The sequence below is a fragment of the Photorhabdus thracensis genome, from assembly GCF_001010285.1.
GTDB classification, from domain to species: domain Bacteria; phylum Pseudomonadota; class Gammaproteobacteria; order Enterobacterales; family Enterobacteriaceae; genus Photorhabdus; species Photorhabdus temperata.
The window spans coordinates 1,829,027-1,845,150 of record NZ_CP011104.1 but is presented as its reverse complement, the minus strand read 5'-3'; the positions used below and the strand labels follow the sequence as shown (position 1 = coordinate 1,845,150).

The following is a 16,124-nucleotide window of genomic DNA, read 5'->3' as shown; positions in this document are numbered from 1 at the left end:
CGCTGACCTGCGTACCATAACGCCATTATTTTGGGTCTGTTTTGGGCACATCTCTAATGACTTTACCCGCATTTATTATTACGATTGATACTGAAGGTGATGACCTGTGGCAAAACCACAGTCAGATTTCGACAGAAAATACGCGTTATTTACCAAGATTTCAGAGTCTATGCGAACGTTTTGGTTTTAAACCAGTTTGGTTGACGAACTATGAGATGGCTATGGATGATTTATACATTGACTTTGCTAAAGATGTTATTGCCAGAGGTCAAGGTGAAATAGGTATGCATTTACATGCCTGGAATAATCCACCTCTTGCTCCTCTTACCGACGATGATATGCGCTATAAACCTTATCTGATTGAATTTCCAAAAGAACAAGTCAGAGCCAAAGTTAGTCTAATGACTCAGTTATTAGAAGATAAACTGCAAACTAAAATGTTAAGCCATCGGGCGGGTCGTTGGGCATTTAATGAATATTATGCTGAATTGTTGGTGGAATATGGCTATCAAGTCGATTGTTCGGTAACGCCGCGGGTTAATTGGCGTTTCACAAAAGGTGATCCTAATGGTAACGGTGGAACTGATTATAGCCACTTTCCATCTTATGCCTATTTTATGGATTTGCAGGATATCTCCAAAGAAGGCGGTTCTTCTTTGCTGGAAGTACCAATGAGCATCCAATATAAGCACTCGCCGTTGATGAATTCCCTGAAACAGAAATACGATAATTTGCGCGGAAAGCCGCGTTCTCCTTCTGTTAACTGGTTACGGCCAAAAGGTGGTAATCTGGAGCAAATGAAGAAAGTTATTCAGCAAACATTGGCAGAAGGCTGTGATTATGTTGAATTTATGCTGCATTCATCTGAATTTATGCCTGGTGGTAGCCCGACATTTAAAAATGAAGAACAAATTGAGAGTCTTTATCAGGATTTGGAGGGATTATTTAACTATTTGAAATCGCGGGTTCAAGGGATGACATTGGCTGAATATTACCAGTTAAAGAAGTCGTAATAATTGAAAAAATAAAACTGACAGGATTAATTGATGCTACTAAATTTTGGTTGGAAATTAGGTTCCTTTGATGATTATCAAGAGGCTTATAATTTATACGGGGGAAGTGTGATCACTTCTCCAAAAATCTTGGAATTTTTCCATAAGCGTTTTCAGCTAAATGAGAAATTCTATATAAAAAGAGATGGTTCAGGGAATATCATTGGTGGTATCTGTAGCTGGAGAGATCGCTACCTCGCTGGTGAGCAGAAAATTGTCATTAAAGAAGGAATTAATAAGTATCCACTTAATTTTGATGAGATAATATTGCCGATTAGAACGGATGTTAGATCTATTATTCCATTTAAATCAAAGTTTATGTCGTCGAAAAATAAAGTTAATACTATTAACTGTTCGGAAAAATTAAATTCTAAAAGACAGATCTGTCTGGTTAAGGATATCTCTAGAAAAACAAGAGAAACAAGAAATAGAGAGTTGAATCGTTTTATAAAAAGTGGGGGGAGTGTTGTTAATGTTGATCATTATGATGCGAAAGAATTAACAGATATTTATGATTATCTCTATTTTAAACGCAGGAATGAACATGCATATAAAAATGAAATGCAGGAAATTCTTGAAGAAATACCCGCTATAAATTTTGGTAATATTTTATGGTTAGAAGGAAATCCTTGCGCAATGCAATTTATTGTTAAAAAACAATGTGAAAAATGGATTTGCTATGACTATGTTAATAGCGGAATGGATTTGAGCTATCCAAATCTATCGCTAGGAACGGTTTCTACATGGGTTAATGTTAAGGATGCTATTGAATACAGCCGTGAAAATAATTTGGAGATGAGATTTAGTTTCGGGCGGCCAACATTTGAATATAAAAATAGGTGGTGCAATAGAGACAACTTACAAAGAGTGATTTTTCCTTAATCGAATAATGGAGCATTAGCACAGGATATGAAAACTTTTATTATTAATCTTAAACATTCTACAGAGAGAAGGAAAAGAATAGCAGAACAATGTATTAAACTAAACTTAGATTATGAATTTATTGAGGCTGTTGATGGCCGCCTGTTATCACAGGAGGAGTTACAGAGGCAAACAAGAGAATTAAGTGATGCTATAACGCCTGGTGAGATTGGGTGTGCTTTAAGTCATATAAAAATCTACAGGAATATCGTTGAAAATAATATTCCTATGGCATTAATATTAGAGGATGATGTTATCTTAAATGAACGTTTGCCTGAATTCTTAAATGAAATTCAGCAAGAAAAGATAATAGCCCCTTCTGCTATTCTTTTGAGTGAAGCCAGTCAATATTTTGAACATTCTAAATATAATCTTTCTTGTGGTGTGGATATTAAATCGGTATTAGACGCCACATTAGCTTGTGGTTATATATTGAATAATCAGGCAGCTAAAAACCTCATTGCTTTCCTTTATCCTGTATGGTTGGTTGCAGATCGCTGGGAATTTTTCAGGGAAAATGGCGTTATAAAATTATGTTGTACAGTGCCCGCTTTGGTTACAGAAAGTGAGGATGCTGTTAATACAACCATATCGGGGCGGGATAGTGAGCATAATATTAAGGCAGGAAAAATTTGGAAAGAAATAAGGAAAAGAAGGCCCTTTTCTGTAAAGATTAAAAATATATTATGGAAAATCTTTGTTAGAAAAATATATAAAATTAAAAAAGATTGAATACTGGTTAAAGGGTGCATTTAGCCAGTATTTTGAAATTAATTTTATATTTTTTGCCGGAGATAGGAGAGTACTTTCGATGGCGTAATACTTTTGATATTTCCATCCTCGGCTTTCAAGGACATCTGTTCCTTACCGTATCCTCCGATCAGGCCCGGATCGGTTGGGCCAAACAGCGTAATATTAGGGCGATCCAGTGCGGCGGTGAGGTGGCTCAGGCCAGTATCAACAGAGACAACGGCTTGTGCTCCAGCTAATTCCTGAGCGACTTGTGCCAAAGTCAGTTTTGGCAGAACTTCCACATGAGGGAGATCTTCCGCCAGCCTCAATGCACGTTGGTGCTCATGTTCTGCTCCCCAGGGAAGTTTAATTCGCATGCCAGTCGGCTGAATTTCAGCAATAAGCTGACGCCAATGGCTTTCCGGCCAGTGTTTTTCATCACGGGTAGTGGCATGGAGAAAAACCAGATAATCACCTTGATTTTCTGATTGCTGCTTTAAAAAGTGACGGGCAATACCATAATCGCCCAGCTCTGCGGGTTTAGCATAACCCAGGCTGACAGCAAACAGCTCGCGGATACGTTCTACGGCATGTTGCTGCTTACTGACTGCATGGCGGCAATCATAAAAAAAACTTGCTAATGGCTCACGGATACTTTTACGGTCGTAACCATGTTTAGGGCCATGAGCTAATCGAGTGACCAGAAATGCACTCTTTAATAACCCCTGAGCATCAATAATGACATCATAATGATGTAATTTTAGTTTTTCTTTAAATAAACGGCGTTCTGCGCGGATCTCTTTACCAAACCAGTTCTTACGCCAGCGGCGAATAGCAACAGGAATAACTTGATCAACTACACTGTGCCAGCCGGGAATTTGTGCGAATCCTTCTTCTACCACCCAGTCAAAACGGACACCAGGCAGGTTTTTTTCTGCATCAGTCAGTGCGGGGAGAGAGTGGAGTACATCTCCCATGGAAGAAGTCTTAACCAGTAAAACCCGCATTAATCCTGGTTCTCCGCTTGTAATAATTTATCCAGAGAAGCCATAACCTGCTCTGGTTTAATATCAATCAGACTCTGATGATAGCCGTGTGCACTGTCACCTTTTCTGACCTTATGATAGCCAGTGATAAGGCGGATAACTTCTGCTTTATCAGACAATGGTGGAGTAAAATCTGGGCTGCTTGGGCCGTAGAGTGCAACGAGAGGGCGATTGAGTGCCGCGGCGACATGCATCAAACCGGAATCGTTGGTCACAATAGCATCACAGGCTGCGATAATATTGACCGCCTGCTCAAGAGATGTTTGTCCGGCAAGATTGATACAGTATTCACGGGTTTCTTCTGTCAGTGACTTGCGGATATCTTCTCCACCTTCATGATCTTTGGCGGAACCAAACAGCAGAATTTGATATCCCTTTTTAGTGATAAGCTGTTGAGCCAACGCGGCATAATGATAGTGCGGCCAACGTTTTGCCGGACCGAACTCTGCTCCGGGACAGAAACCGATAATCGGCCGGTGATCAGAAATATTGAATGCTGCGGTAGATTCAGCAACATCTTCATCACTGACAGCCAACTGAGGCCACAGTAATGGTTGAGGAAGCTCCGTAGCGCTACTGAGTTTTGCATCGTAAGCCAATGCGACATAACGTTGAACCATTAATGGGAAAGCTTCTTTATTCAGTATACGAATATCATTGAGCAATCCATATCTCATTTCACCGCGCCAGCCGGTGCGCAGAGGAATATTGGCGAAGAAAGGCACCAATGCAGATTTAAAAGAGTTTGGCAGCACATAAGCGCGGTCATATTTATGTTCACGCAGTACGACGCCAAGACGACGGCGCTCTCCCAATGCCAGTGCTCCATGGCCTAATGGCATTGCCAGCGTCTGATTGACTTCCGGCATTTTTGCCAGTAGCGGACGGCACCAGGCTGGAGCCATTACATCAATTTCTGCATTAGGATGCAGGGCCTTTAATGTTCGGTAAAGGCTCTGCGACATCATCATGTCACCCACCCACGAAGGGCCGATCACCAATATTTTCATAGCGAGTAGATTATTTATCCTGATTAAGCCAATGCATATATTCCGCTACTCCTTCGGCGACTGTTTTGAATGGTTTATCATAACCAGCCGCACGAAGTTTAGTCATATCCGCTTGAGTAAAGCTCTGATAACGACCTTTTAAATTTTCAGGGAAATCAATGTATTCAACAGTGGGTGATTTATCTTTATGAAATTCAACAACCGCATCGGCAACCGCCTGGAAAGATTCAGCGCGGCCTGTTCCACAGTTATAAATACCGGAAACGCCGTTTTTCCAGAACCACAGATTAACCGCAGCGGCATCACCAACATAGATAAAATCACGTTGAAAGCCTTCACTGCCAGCAAATAGTTTGGGGTTTTGCCCCTGATTGATTTGATTGTTCAGATGGAATGCAACACTGGCCATACTGCCTTTGTGCCCTTCGCGTGGTCCGTACACATTGAAATAACGGAAACCACAAATCTGTGAATCAGCGTGAGGCAAGAGCTCCCGGACATACTGGTCGAACAGGAACTTAGAGTAGCCGTAAACATTGAGAGGTTTTTCATATTGACGCTCCTCAATAAAATTATCACTGCGGCCACCATAGGTTGCTGCGGAAGAGGCGTACAAGAAAGGAATTCCACGTTCAAGGCAATAGTGCAGCAATTCTTTTGAATATTGATAGTTATTATCCATCATATACTTACCATCCCACTCGGTTGTGGATGAGCAGGCGCCTTCATGGAAAACAGCGTCAATATCACCTAAATCATCACCGGCCAGGATACTAACAATAAACTCTTCCTTGTCCATGTAATCAGCAATATCCAGGTCAGCCAGATTGGCGAACTTAGTACCATCTTTCAGATTATCTACGACCAGAATATCTTTATATCCTTCGTCATTTAGTGCTTTGACAATATTGCTGCCAATAAATCCAGCACCGCCAGTGACAATGATCATCAGACTTACCTCTATCAATCGGGTTAATGAAGCAAATTGCTTCTATAATAACATCTAACATCTATGACGACAGCAGCTTAAGCAGGGGAATATACTGAAATATTATGGTCATTCAGATTGCATGACGTGACGGATACAGCAAAGTTAATATTAACTGCCTGATAGAGTCGTCAGTTGCCTGATCAATGAGTAAAATATGTAACGACCCTTCACTTAAATCAGGAGAAAATAAATGTCAGCATCATTTTATCAGCAAATTAATGAACAATTAGAGCAAGCCCATTCGGAAGGGTTATTCAAAAATGAGCGCATCATCACTTCTGCCCAAAATGCTGACATTGCTGTAGCCGATGGCAGCCATGTTATTAACTTCTGCGCAAATAACTACTTAGGTTTGGCTAATCACCCTGATCTTATTGTTGCCGCTAAAACGGGAATGGATAGCCACGGTTTTGGTATGGCATCTGTTCGCTTTATTTGTGGGACTCAGGATACTCATAAAGCGCTGGAGAAAAAACTGGCGGAATTTTTGGGCATGGAAGATGTCATTCTTTATTCTTCTTGTTTTGATGCCAATGGCGGTTTATTTGAAACGCTGTTTGGGCCGGAAGATGCCATTATCTCGGATGCTCTTAACCACGCTTCTATTATTGATGGTGTCCGCTTATGTAAAGCGAAGCGTTATCGCTATGCTAATAATGATATGCAGGAACTGAGAGCACAATTGGAGCAAGCAAAAGCAGATAACGCGCGTCATATTGTGATTGCAACAGATGGTGTGTTCTCAATGGATGGTGTCATTGCTGACCTGAAATCTATCTGTGATCTGGCGGATGAATTTGGTGCAATGGTGATGGTGGATGACTCCCATGCCGTAGGTTTTGTTGGTGCACATGGTCGGGGTACTCACGAATATTGTGACGTCATGGATCGTATTGACATCATTACCGGCACATTAGGTAAAGCGCTGGGTGGTGCTTCCGGTGGCTATACTGCGGCGCGTAAAGAAGTTGTTGAGTGGCTGCGCCAGCGCTCACGTCCATATCTGTTCTCCAACTCACTGGCTCCGGCGATTGTCGCGGCATCCATTAAAGTGCTGGATATGCTGAAAGAGGGTGATGCGTTACGTGATCGCTTGTGGAAGAACGCCAACCTGTTCCGTGAAAAAATGACCGCGGCAGGTTTCACTCTGGCAGGTGCTGATCACGCGATCATTCCGGTCATGTTAGGCGATGCAAAATTGGCACAGGAATTTGCCGCAGAATTACTGAAAGAAGGCATTTACGTCACCGGTTTCTTCTATCCGGTAGTCCCTAAAAATCAGGCCCGTATCCGCACGCAAATGTCAGCGGCACATACGGAAGAGCAAATTGAACGCGTGGTTGAGGCGTTCACGCGAATTGGTAAGCAATTAAAAGTAATTGCATAAGGCATCTCTATGAAAGCATTGTCAAAGTTAAAAGCAGAAGAAGGCATCTGGATGACCGATGTGCCCGAGCCGGAATTGGGGCACAATGATGTGATGATCAAAATCCGTAAAACGGCGATTTGTGGTACGGATGTGCACATCTATAACTGGGATGACTGGTCGCAAAAAACAATTCCTGTACCCATGGTTGTTGGTCATGAATATGTGGGTGAAGTTGTTGCTATTGGTCAGGAAGTGAAAGGTTTTAAAATTGGTGACCGGGTGTCTGGCGAAGGGCATATCACTTGTGGTCACTGCCGTAACTGTCGTGGTGGCCGTACTCACTTATGCCGTAATACCATCGGTGTCGGGGTAAACCGCCCGGGTTGTTTTGCTCAATATCTGGTTATCCCTGCGTTTAATGCGTTTAAAATCCCAGATAACATCTCTGATGAACTGGCTTCTATTTTTGACCCATTTGGCAATGCTGTTCATACCGCACTTTCCTTTGATCTGGTTGGTGAAGATGTGCTGGTTTCCGGTGCAGGCCCAATTGGTATTATGGCTGCGGCAGTGTGTAAACATGTTGGTGCGCGCCATGTTGTTATTACCGACGTTAACGAATATCGCCTTGAACTGGCACGTAAAATGGGGGTTACCCGTGCGGTCAATGTCAGCAAGGAAAATCTGACCGATGTCATGGCAGAGTTAGGCATGACTGAAGGTTTTGATGTTGGTTTGGAAATGTCCGGCGCACCGGCGGCGTTTCGTACCTTATTAAATACCATGAATCACGGTGGCCGTGTTGCACTGTTGGGTATTCCACCATCAGATATGGCAATCGACTGGAATCAGGTGATTTTCAAGGGCTTGTTTATTAAAGGTATTTATGGCCGTGAAATGTTTGAAACCTGGTACAAAATGGCGACATTGATTCAATCTGGTTTGGATCTGACCCCGATTATCACTCACCGGTTCTCTATTGATGACTTCCAGCAAGGCTTTGACACCATGCGTTCAGGGCAGTCTGGTAAAGTTATTCTGAGCTGGGATTAATCATTAAATTACCACTAAGATTAACAGGCGCTTGCAGTTTTTTGGGCGCCTGTTTTATTAGTCATTTTTTCGGATAACTTTTTATTCTGTTCTACCCTGTGATTTATCGCCAGCCAGTTTCCGGATATGTTGGCTCATTGTATTCACAACAGGATTATCAACCAGAGTATTGCTAATGACCGCCAGATAGTCTTGGCTGGTAACCGTAGTTGGCACCTCTTTTATTTCACACTGCTTGCCCCATTTACGGTGATTGTCACCAACAGGTGTGCCACTTAACAACCTACTCGGGCTGACCAATTCAATATCAGCGGGAAGCGTTGGCAGCATCTGTTGTAATGCGCGAATAGTTGTCGGATGAGGATGGCCGATAGCAATAGCTGAACCATTCTTACGGGCAATGGAAATCGCACGGTTTAACTGATAGCGGGTTTCCGCTTCTGATTGCACATTATCAAGAAAAATATTGCGGCGGATAACGCGAACATGAGTGCCTTGTGCTGCCTTTGTTGCTTGAGTATTTCCAATCGTCACACTATCGAGAAAATAAAGCTCATAGCGGGACAGCGAACGCATAACCTTCTGCATTCCTGGCAAGCTTGAAGTCATAGCGCTGCCCATATGGTTATTTATTCCTACCGCATAAGGGACCTTCTGTATTGCGCGCTGAATAATGCGATCAATCTCTTCACTGCTCATTGTTGGCTGGAGAGTATCCGGTTCTAACCGTTGCTTACTTAAAGGTGCCATTGGCAGGTGGATTAAAATCTCCCGTCCTTGTTTATGTGCTTTTTCAGCCATTTCCCTGCCGTGGGGAGAATCCGGCAGAATGGCGATAGAAACCGCAACAGGCATCTGCAATATTTTGTTTTCATTATGAGGACGATAGCCAAAGTCATCGATAACAATTGCCAGACGGGCAGCACTGGCTTGCAGGCTCAAGAGTAACAGGACGATAGTGCCAATGAGTTTTGTAAACTTGTGTTGTCTCACCTGATCATCTCCCAAGCCAAGGTTGTGGGTTTACCGCTCTACCCTGACGGCGGATTTCAAAATACAGGGCGGGTTGTTCCTGACCGCCACTGTTACCGACCAGGGCGATGGGTTGCCCGGCACGAACTTGCTGGCCGACACTGACCAGAGCGCTCTGATTATAGCCATAAAGGCTCATATCACCTTTACCGTGCTCTATAACGACAACCAGCCCATAGCCTTGCAACCAGTCAGCCAACAGTACCCGGCCATCGGATATCGCTTTGACCTCAGTGCCTTCTGTGGCAGAAATCACCATGCCTTTCCAGCGCAATTCGCCTTGCAGTGCTTCGCCAAACTCATGTATTACCTTGCCACGGACAGGCCAGATCGCCTGACCAGCCGGACGGCCAAGGCCACCCGTCCGTGCCATTAATGCGCGTTCATCTTCAGTGGGTTTATAGCTGGAACCTTTTTTCTGCGCTTGTTTCTGTTTCGCCGCAATTTGAGCACGGACACGCGCAGCTTCTCTGGCTTCCCGTTCAGCACGTGCTTTCGCTTCCCGTTCTGCCTTAGCAATTTTATCCCGCAGGCGGGTTTCATTTTGTTTTAGTTCAGCGAGACTTTTCTGGTCTTTCTTCAGGGAAGATTCCAGTTCAGTCAAGGTTTTCTGCCGGGCGCTGCGGGCCACTTCCATCTGCTGCTTTTGTTGTTGTTGTTCCGTCAGAACTTGTTTCTGCTCTTCCTGTTTTTGCTGCTCAAGTTTTTTTTGTTCAGTTAAATCAACGGTAGTTTGCTCAAGCTTAACAATAGTATCCTGGCGGGCTTGATTAAGGTAACTATAGTAAGCGAGGATGCGCTCCCCCCTCTTGCCTTCCTCACCTCTGAACATGAGCTCAAGCCCTTGATGCTGTCCTTGACGAAAAGCGGCATCCAATTGACGTGCCAGCATATCCTGTTGTGCTGTCTGTTGTTTTGCCAGTTTCTTGATATTGGCATTAAGCGCGGTAATCTCTTTATTCAGCTTACTGAGCTGAGCTTGGGTACTGTGCAGAGAGAGACCAACTTTAGAAATTATATTTTCCTGATCTTTCAGTTGACTTAACAACGTACTGCGTTTTTGCTGCTGTTGTTGCACGCTCTTCTCTTTCTCTGCAATGTCTTGCTGAAGATTTTTAAGCTGATTTTTATTCTCGATAATCTGATTGGCAAAGGTATGAAAGCTGAAAACAGCGGACAGGAAAGCACAGAACAATAAGGCACGAATTCTATTCTGCCATGAGTTCTGATTGAACCGATAATTACGGCCAGGTATTTCCTTGTTATTTGCCATTTCTATAAATATACCTTACGACTGTATAGCATCAGATTATTTCATGTTGAACAATTGGTTACCAGATACTGCGCTGATTTTTTACACTTCCGGATAATATTGTTTCAACATTGAAATCAGATAATAACTGGGCACATTAGCCACTTTAGCCTATTTATTGCTTAAATTCCTGTATTCATTCAGTGTGGCAGAGAATCTTCTGATCGTGTACTTAACGTGTTCCATTTCCAGCGTATTTTTATTTTTTCTCGAAACTCTCCGCAAAATTTGCATTGAGCTTATGCTATTTGGCTGTAATTGACGCAACACAAAGGTATACTCTGAAGACTTAGATATTTGTTAATAACCAACGGGAGTTTTTGCCCCCCATGCTGCAAGAAATCATGCAATTTATTAATCAGCACATGACCTTAAGCCTCATCTGGATTGCGCTGCTGGTTGCCGTTATTGTGACTACGATGAAAAGTCTCTTCTCTAAAACCAAAGAGATAACCCGTGCACAAGCGATTAATCTGATCAATAAAGAAGAAGCCATCGTCGTGGACTTACGTTCCCGTGAAGATTTCCGCAAAGGGCATATCATTGGTTCAATAAACCTGACTCCATCTGAAATTAAAGACAACAACTTGGCTGAGTTGGAAAAACATAAAAAGCAGCCAGTGATTGTTGTTTCAGCGAATGGCACTGAATCGCGTACTCCGGCTGAGAACCTTCTCCGTGCTGGTTTTGAACGCGTATGTTCCCTGAAAGAAGGTCTGGCGGGTTGGACAGGCGAAAACTTACCATTGGCGCGTGGTAAAAAGTAATCATTTTGGGTGTGAGTGGCGACATTCACGTAAAAAACTTAATAAGGACATCTAAAGGTAACAATTATTATGTCAGAACAAAACAATACAGAAATGGCTTTCCAGATCCAACGTATCTACACCAAAGATATCTCTTTTGAAGCACCAAATGCACCGCAGGTGTTCCAACAGGAATGGCAGCCGGAAGTAAAGCTCGATCTGGATACGGCTTCCAGTGAATTGGCACAGGGGGTTTATGAAGTTGTTCTGCGTGTAACTGTGACGGCAGCGCTGGGCGAAGAGACAGCATTCCTGTGTGAAATACAGCAAGGCGGTATTTTCTCTATTGAAGGTATCGAAGGAACTCAGCTGGCTCATTGCTTGGGTGCATATTGCCCGAATATCCTGTTCCCATATGCCCGTGAATGCATCACCAGCTTGGTGAGCCGTGGTACCTTCCCACAACTCAACCTGGCTCCGGTAAACTTTGATGCTCTGTTCATGAACTACCTGCAACAGCAGGCAGAGCAACCTCAAAATGATGAACAAGCTCAACAGGAAGCTTAATGAATAGTACTGTTTCTATGACAGTTATCGGTGCCGGTTCATACGGCACCGCATTAGCCATTACGTTGGCACGTAATGGTCATGATGTTGTGCTTTGGGGACATGACTCAAAGCATATCCGGGCATTGCAACAGACACGTTGTAATCAGAAATTTCTGCCGGATGTCTCCTTCCCTGACAGTTTATTGCTTGAAACAGACCTGACAAAAGCACTGACAGCAAGCCGCAACATTCTTGTTGTGGTTCCCAGCCATGTGTTTGGTGAGGTGTTAAAGCAGGTAAAACCCCATCTGCTGCCTGATTCGCGAATCGTTTGGGCAACTAAAGGTCTGGAAGCTGATACTGGTCGATTATTGCAGGATGTGGCCCGTGAGATATTAGGCGACGAAATACCGTTGGCGGTGCTTTCTGGCCCAACCTTTGCGAAAGAATTAGCGGCTGGTTTACCTACAGCAATAGCGATTTCAGCCACTGAATCTGCTTTTAGTGATGAACTTCAGCAACTATTCCACTGTGGCAAAAGTTTCCGTGTTTATAAAAATCCTGATTTTATTGGCGTTCAACTTGGTGGTGCCGTAAAAAACGTAATTGCTATAGGTGCGGGGATATCTGATGGCATGGGGTTTGGCGCTAATGCCCGTACTGCGCTGATTACCCGTGGATTAACAGAAATGAGTCGTCTTGGTACTGCTCTTGGCGCTGATCCTTCAACCTTTATGGGCATGGCGGGATTGGGAGATTTGGTCTTAACTTGTACAGATAACCAATCACGTAACCGTCGCTTTGGCATGATGCTGGGGCAGGGAATTAGCGTTGAAGAAGCTCAGTGCCAGATTGGGCAGGTTGTTGAAGGTTACCGCAATACCAAAGAAGTGCGCGCATTGGCCGAACGTGCCGGTGTAGAAATGCCGATTGCAGAACAAATCTATCAAATACTGTATTGCAATAAAAATGTGATAGAAGCTGCTCAAGCATTATTAGGAAGAGCCAGAAAGGACGAGAGCGATAATATACGCTCTTGAATCAGAAAAAATCTAATAATAAAGATAGGTTCTAACTGTGAGAGTAAAAAATATGTCGCTAGAAGAATTGGACGAAGTTTGGAAAAACATAAGAACAGAAGCGAGAGCACTGGCTGAATGTGAACCGATGTTAGCCAGTTTTTTTCATGCGACATTACTCAAGCATGAAAATCTTGGTAGTGCTCTAAGTTATATGCTGGCGAATAAACTGGCTACACCGATTATGCCGGCTATTGCCGTCAGAGAGATCGTAGAAGAGGCTTATAGCTCAGATCAGAAAATGATAGTCTCTGCTGCCCGCGACATCATAGCGGTGCGTTTACGTGATCCTGCGGTAGATAAATACTCAACGCCTCTGCTTTACCTCAAAGGATTCCATGCCTTGCAAGCCTATCGTATTGCCCATTGGATATGGGGAGAAGGGCGTAAGGCATTGGCTATTTACCTGCAAAACCAAATCTCAATGTCTTTCAGTGTTGATATTCACCCGGCGGCCAAGATTGGTTGTGGCATCATGCTTGACCACGCTACCGGCATTGTGATTGGTGAAACGGCGGTGGTGGAGAATGACGTTTCTATCCTGCAATCCGTCACCCTTGGTGGTACAGGCAAAACAGGTGGCGATCGTCATCCGAAAGTCAGAGAAGGGGTGATGATTGGCGCGGGTTCAACAATACTTGGCAATATCGAAATTGGTCGTGGGGCAAAAATTGGTGCCGGTTCGGTAGTCCTTCGTTCGGTTCCACCACACACAACCGCTGCTGGGGTGCCAGCCCGTATTGTCGGTAAACCTGAAAGCGAAAAACCATCATTGGATATGAACCAGCATTTTAATGGTATCAACAATGGCTTTGAATATGGTGATGGGATTTGATTTTGTGAATAACCGCGTTTGAGAAATATCGTTCACAAAACTGGATAGTCAAAAATGCCGTGGTCTTTTAATTGATTAGATGCACGGCATTAACTTTAATCAATGACAATTACTCTTTCAATAAAGCACCTGAATAACCCAATTGCCGCCAGGCTTCAAAAACCACAACAGCAACTGAGTTAGAAAGATTCATACTCCGGCTGTCTGCCAGCATCGGAATGCGGATTTTTTGTTGGGGTGGCATATTATCCAGAACATAAGGTGGTAACCCTCGGGTTTCCGGCCCGAACATCAAATAATCACCATCCTGATAACTTACCGCACTGTGTGCCGGAGTTCCTTTCGTGGTGAGTGCGAATAGCTGGGCAGAAGATTCTCCTGTTAACCCTTCATTCCCCAAAAAGGCGTAATAATCATGATGCTGTTTGATATTGGCAAACTCATGATAATCCAGCCCGGCCCGACGCAGCCGTTTATCATCCCAAGTAAAACCCAGAGGCTGAATCAGATGTAATTGAAAGCCAGTATTGGCACAAAGACGAATAATATTACCGGTATTAGGCGGGATTTCAGGTTCAAATAAGACGATGTTTAGCATATGCCCCCCAGAAACGAGGGGCACAGATTAGCAGAAATTGAGTAGGGATGCAGGGGGATTTCATCTCTGGTTTATCTGTTGGAACATCTTTCAGAAATTACTCATCACTTGGCCACATTCATTTGCTTGTGGCTACAATATGGCTATTATATAGACAAACATTGAGGGAGGTTTCTTATGGCTGATACCGTTGTACGTGCCCGTATTAATCCTAAATCCAAAGCGGCGGCGATGGCTAATGCGAAAGCGATGGGGCTGAATCTTTCCACTATAATTCGTATGGTGGTTAATCGTTTGGCTGTTGAGCCAGAATTACCTGATGAGTTGTTGCAACTTAATCAGGAGACATTACAGGCTATTCGAGATCTGGAAAATGGCGTAGGTGTTCACCGAGTTGATACGATAGATGAACTAAAGCGTGATCTTGGATGGTAAATAAAGCTCAATTGAAAACCATTGAGCTTTTACAGACTGGTGAACCTTTACCAGAGCGTTACCGTGAACATTCATTAGCAGGCCAATATATTGGCTACCTTGAATGCCACGGAGCGCCTGATATTTTGCTTATTTATCAGCGTAAAAATACTGAATTGAAACTATATCGAGTAGGTAGTCATTCAGATTTATTCTGAATCTTACTTCCTTTGAGGTTCCAAACAGAATAAACATACACCTCAATGAGAGCAAAAACCATTGGGATTATTCTTCTGCCAGTTCCAGCTATCACGCATCATATCGTCAATATTACGTGTTGCTTGCCAGCCAAGAGTATTGCGAGCTCTGGATGGATCAGACCAACATTCAGCAATATCTCCAGGGCGTCTGTCTGTGATCTTGTATGGAATTGCTTTACCTGCTGCTTTTTCGAAAGCATGAAGTAGCTCAAGTACAGAATAACCAGTCCCAGTCCCTAAGTTGAATACCTCATAAGATTGTTGTTTAGCCAAAAAATCAATTGCAGCAATATGGCCTTCAGCTAAATCCATCACATGAATATAGTCACGAACACCGGTACCATCTTTGGTTGGATAATAGTTGCCATAAATGGATAAACATTCCAGACGACCAATCGCGACCTGAGTGATATAAGGCAACAGGTTATTAGGAATACCATTAGGATCTTCGCCAATCATACCTGATTGATGAGCACCAACAGGGTTGAAATATCTCAGGCTAGTGATTTTGAAACTTGGCTCGGCTGCGGCAAAGTCTTCCAGAATCTGCTCAACCATTAGTTTGGAGGTGCCATAAGGGTTGGTTGTACCACCTACTTTGGCATTTTCAATTAGCGGGACAAATTCAGGATCACCGTAGACTGTCGCCGATGAGCTGAAAATCAGTTGATGTACACCGTTGGCACGCATCGCTTGTAACAGAACTAGGGTGCCAGTAACATTGTTTTGATAATATTCAAGTGGCTTTCTGGTGGATTCACCAACGGCTTTTAATCCGGCAAAGTGGATAACGGTTTCAATTTTATTTTCTTGGAAGATTTGATTCAGTAAATCTAAGTTAAGTACATCACCTTGATAGAATTTCACGGATTTACCAGTAAGTTTTTCAACTCTACTGAGAGATTCTGATGATGAGTTACAGAGATTATCGATAACAACAACATCAGAGCCTTTTTCTAAAAGGGCTAATACTGTATGGGAGCCTATATAGCCAGTTCCACCGGTGATTAGGATTGGCACTGGTTCTTCCTTAATTGTATTATTGTTGGTTTTTAAGTTCTGATCTAACAATGTTTGCAATACTTTGTTGCAAACAGTAATAAGGAGTGAATATTTTTTCTTTTG

The 16,124-nt window shown here is 43.3% G+C and carries 18 protein-coding genes; 11 read left to right on the top strand and 7 right to left on the bottom strand.

Annotated elements, in window-relative coordinates; translation table 11 throughout:
- The first annotated feature begins 56 nt into the window (after positions 1-56).
- The 3 genes from VY86_RS07775 to VY86_RS07765 are packed head-to-tail and all read left to right on the top strand — an operon-like array spanning position 57 to position 2,705.
- Complete coding sequence (locus VY86_RS07775; protein WP_046974538.1) at positions 57-1,013, top strand: polysaccharide deacetylase family protein; 957 nt, start codon at positions 57-59, stop codon at positions 1,011-1,013.
- 33 nt (positions 1,014-1,046) lie between these two features.
- Positions 1,047-1,934, top strand: coding sequence for a GNAT family protein (locus tag VY86_RS07770; protein WP_046974537.1), 888 nt, complete (start codon positions 1,047-1,049; stop codon positions 1,932-1,934).
- Positions 1,935-1,961: 27 nt separating this feature from the next.
- Complete coding sequence (locus VY86_RS07765) at positions 1,962-2,705, top strand: glycosyltransferase family 25 protein (protein WP_046974536.1); 744 nt, start codon at positions 1,962-1,964, stop codon at positions 2,703-2,705.
- 44 nt (positions 2,706-2,749) lie between these two features.
- On the opposite strand, the gene rfaC is transcribed toward VY86_RS07765, so the two are convergent.
- From rfaC to rfaD, 3 genes are read right to left on the bottom strand one after another with little or no spacing between them, the layout of a single operon-like run.
- On the bottom strand, positions 2,750-3,712 hold the full coding sequence (gene rfaC, locus VY86_RS07760; RefSeq protein ID WP_046974535.1) for a lipopolysaccharide heptosyltransferase RfaC: 963 nt from the start codon (positions 3,710-3,712) through the stop codon (positions 2,750-2,752).
- Positions 3,712-4,761: an ADP-heptose--LPS heptosyltransferase RfaF gene (gene rfaF, locus VY86_RS07755; RefSeq protein ID WP_046974534.1), complete on the bottom strand. Its 1,050-nt coding sequence runs from the start codon at positions 4,759-4,761 to the stop codon at positions 3,712-3,714. Before rfaF ends, rfaC begins: the two co-directional genes overlap by 1 nt.
- A gap of 10 nt (positions 4,762-4,771) precedes the next feature.
- Complete coding sequence (gene rfaD, locus VY86_RS07750) at positions 4,772-5,710, bottom strand: ADP-glyceromanno-heptose 6-epimerase (RefSeq protein WP_046974533.1); 939 nt, start codon at positions 5,708-5,710, stop codon at positions 4,772-4,774.
- A gap of 232 nt (positions 5,711-5,942) precedes the next feature.
- Between rfaD and kbl the strand changes: the two genes are divergently transcribed.
- Together kbl and tdh are read left to right on the top strand one after the other, a co-directional pair.
- Positions 5,943-7,139, top strand: coding sequence for a glycine C-acetyltransferase (gene kbl / locus VY86_RS07745; protein ID WP_046974532.1), 1,197 nt, complete (start codon positions 5,943-5,945; stop codon positions 7,137-7,139).
- A 9-nt stretch (positions 7,140-7,148) separates the two neighbouring features.
- Positions 7,149-8,174 carry an L-threonine 3-dehydrogenase gene (tdh, locus tag VY86_RS07740; protein ID WP_046974531.1) on the top strand — a complete coding sequence of 342 codons (1,026 nt, stop codon included), beginning with the start codon at positions 7,149-7,151 and terminating at the stop codon, positions 8,172-8,174.
- A gap of 81 nt (positions 8,175-8,255) precedes the next feature.
- Here tdh and VY86_RS07735 read toward each other — a convergent pair whose 3' ends face one another.
- Together VY86_RS07735 and envC are read right to left on the bottom strand one after the other, a co-directional pair.
- A complete protein-coding gene (locus VY86_RS07735) occupies positions 8,256-9,167 on the bottom strand; it encodes a divergent polysaccharide deacetylase family protein (protein WP_021324092.1) in 912 nt (303 codons plus the stop codon).
- 4 nt (positions 9,168-9,171) lie between these two features.
- Positions 9,172-10,479 carry a murein hydrolase activator EnvC gene (envC, locus tag VY86_RS07730; RefSeq protein ID WP_046974530.1) on the bottom strand — a complete coding sequence of 436 codons (1,308 nt, stop codon included), beginning with the start codon at positions 10,477-10,479 and terminating at the stop codon, positions 9,172-9,174.
- Between the two features lie 368 nt (positions 10,480-10,847).
- Here envC and VY86_RS07725 point away from each other — a divergent pair, with 368 nt between their 5' ends.
- The 4 genes from VY86_RS07725 to cysE all read left to right on the top strand — a co-directional run bounded on the left by VY86_RS07725 (position 10,848) and on the right by cysE (position 13,727).
- Positions 10,848-11,285, top strand: a complete 438-nt coding sequence (locus VY86_RS07725) for a rhodanese-like domain-containing protein (protein WP_036845497.1) — start codon at positions 10,848-10,850, stop codon at positions 11,283-11,285.
- 69 nt (positions 11,286-11,354) lie between these two features.
- Positions 11,355-11,831: a protein-export chaperone SecB gene (gene secB / locus VY86_RS07720; RefSeq protein WP_021324088.1), complete on the top strand. Its 477-nt coding sequence runs from the start codon at positions 11,355-11,357 to the stop codon at positions 11,829-11,831.
- The gene (gene gpsA, locus VY86_RS07715; RefSeq protein WP_046974529.1) at positions 11,831-12,853 is read left to right on the top strand and encodes an NAD(P)H-dependent glycerol-3-phosphate dehydrogenase; all 1,023 of its coding nucleotides are present in this window, start codon (positions 11,831-11,833) and stop codon (positions 12,851-12,853) included. The genes secB and gpsA overlap by 1 nt, the downstream gene beginning before the upstream one ends.
- Positions 12,854-12,905: 52 nt before the next feature.
- Positions 12,906-13,727, top strand: a complete 822-nt coding sequence (cysE, locus tag VY86_RS07710) for a serine O-acetyltransferase (RefSeq protein ID WP_046974528.1) — start codon at positions 12,906-12,908, stop codon at positions 13,725-13,727.
- 109 nt (positions 13,728-13,836) lie between these two features.
- On the opposite strand, the gene trmL is transcribed toward cysE, so the two are convergent.
- On the bottom strand, positions 13,837-14,325 hold the full coding sequence (trmL, locus tag VY86_RS07705; RefSeq protein ID WP_046974527.1) for a tRNA (uridine(34)/cytosine(34)/5-carboxymethylaminomethyluridine(34)-2'-O)-methyltransferase TrmL: 489 nt from the start codon (positions 14,323-14,325) through the stop codon (positions 13,837-13,839).
- A gap of 231 nt (positions 14,326-14,556) precedes the next feature.
- Here trmL and VY86_RS07700 point away from each other — a divergent pair, with 231 nt between their 5' ends.
- Together VY86_RS07700 and VY86_RS07695 are read left to right on the top strand one after the other, a co-directional pair.
- The gene (locus VY86_RS07700; protein ID WP_228939772.1) at positions 14,557-14,760 is read left to right on the top strand and encodes a type II toxin-antitoxin system RelB/DinJ family antitoxin; all 204 of its coding nucleotides are present in this window, start codon (positions 14,557-14,559) and stop codon (positions 14,758-14,760) included.
- Positions 14,754-14,957: a type II toxin-antitoxin system YafQ family toxin gene (locus VY86_RS07695; protein WP_082111195.1), complete on the top strand. Its 204-nt coding sequence runs from the start codon at positions 14,754-14,756 to the stop codon at positions 14,955-14,957. The genes VY86_RS07700 and VY86_RS07695 overlap by 7 nt, the downstream gene beginning before the upstream one ends.
- 42 nt (positions 14,958-14,999) lie before the next feature.
- Here the strand turns inward: VY86_RS07695 and galE are convergent, their stop codons facing one another.
- Positions 15,000-16,019 carry a UDP-glucose 4-epimerase GalE gene (gene galE, locus VY86_RS07690; protein ID WP_046976757.1) on the bottom strand — a complete coding sequence of 340 codons (1,020 nt, stop codon included), beginning with the start codon at positions 16,017-16,019 and terminating at the stop codon, positions 15,000-15,002.
- Between the last annotated feature and the right edge of the window lie 105 nt (positions 16,020-16,124).